1 protein-coding gene is annotated in these 1,755 nt (G+C 50.7%); it reads left to right on the top strand.

The features are described 5' to 3' along the window. A partial coding sequence (locus QUA38_RS28740; RefSeq protein WP_333167888.1) for a choice-of-anchor Q domain-containing protein occupies positions 1–1,755 on the top strand: 1,755 nt, incomplete at both ends.

The raw sequence follows: 1,755 nt of genomic DNA, 5'->3' as shown, positions 1-1,755 counted from the left end.
TTACCAATAGCGTATTTCAAGACAATAAAGGTCGAGGTGAAGGAGGCGCAGCTTATCTGTTCACCGGCAGCCAAGACAAGGTTATTTTGGAAAAGAGCACCTTCCAAAATAACGAAATTCTGGCGCTACCCAACGGTGGAAATCCTGGAAATGGTGGTGGGGTAACGATTTTGAGCGACAGCACCAACCAGGGATTGACCATTACCAACACCACCTTTGCGGGCAACAAAGCCGGCAATCAAGGTGGCGGCTTGTGGATGCGAAATGCCCCTACTACGATTACTAACAGTACGTTTTCTGGCAACTCCACGGCGTTTGCTGCTGGTGATTTCAACAAACTCGGCGGTGCAATGACTCTTGGTGCACCCACAACCATTCTCAACACCACCATTGCCGATAATTCTGCCGGCTGGGTTGGTGGAGGTATCTTCGCCGCTGCCAATAATGTCACCCTCAAAAACACCATTTTTTCCAACAATACAGCGGCTAACGGAGGAAACCCTTGGGGCATCCAGCAACACGTTACCGCCCAATATAGCGATCGAGGAGGGAATTTTCAGTGGCCGGCCAAAAACCCCAATGACGGAAGCGATTTCAATGCGACGGCAAGTGTGACGATCGCAGACCCGTTACTTGGCCCTTTGCAAAACCTCAACGGCGCTTTAGTCAGGCCGCTGCTGACAGGAAGTCCGGCAATTGATAAAGGGATTGCTACTGGTGCACCCGCTACAGATCAGCGCGGTGTGACTCGCCCTCAAGATGGCGACAGCATTCCAGGCGCGATCGTCGACAGCGGCTCTTTTGAATTGGGAGGTGGTGTCGTCCCGGTGCCAACTCCTACTCCCACACCAACTCCGACTCCAACTCCAACTCCGACACCGACTCCGGCGCCAACTCTTACTGGTTCTTTGGGTCAAACCAATAATTACAGCAGCATTAGTGACCTGATCACAAAATGGCCGAATGCCGCCCAAAATCAAGGCATCAAACTGTCTGGGATAGCTTTTGATGGCGTGGAAACTGACTACCTTAACCCGAATGTCATCAGCAACCTCACCTTAGCAAGCAACGAAAACCCTAAAAGCTGGTTGAGCTACGGCAGTACCGGTGGTATTGGTGTCCCATCCTCTTATGATGGTTGGTTCACCGACGCCAGGAAAATTCGGGCGGAAATCAACCATAACCCCAACACCAATCAATCTCAGGCACTGAAGGTGAAATGGGCAGATAACCAAGACATCACTAGCACAACGATCGAACTCGCTGGATTGACCCCCAAAACAAGTCCAGATTTGGGCGATCAAGGCAATGAAGTTGCTTTCCTACAAATCTTTAATAATGGGGTTCGGGTACCAGCCACCAAATTTACGATCACTCGCCTCAACGCTCCGAGCGCTCCAAAACCGATCGCTCGGTCTTCAGATGGAGTGACTTTCATTGGCGATCGCACCGATGGCAGTTTCAAATTTCAGATAGTAGGAGACTCTCTGAGCGGCGCTACTTTTGACGAACTGCGGTTCTCCACCAAAGCCTACGATAGCCCCACCGCTGCCTACGCCGCTACCTCCTTCAAAAGCGATGGTTCCGATTACCTAGTGCGGCACATTGAATATCAAGGGATTTCTAATGCTGTGCCTCCGACTTTCTTCTCTTACGGTTCGTCTCCCGATCCTATTATTGATGGTGGTTCTGGAGTTGTTACGATTAATCGGACTGGCAATACTTCGGTTTCGGCTTCGGTGGACTATTTGATTG

It is taken from the genome of Microcoleus sp. Pol12B4 (assembly GCF_036701385.1).
Taxonomy (GTDB): Bacteria; Cyanobacteriota; Cyanobacteriia; order Cyanobacteriales; family Microcoleaceae; genus Microcoleus.
Note: the sequence above shows the minus strand (reverse complement) of the source record. Positions and strands in the feature narration are given on the sequence as shown.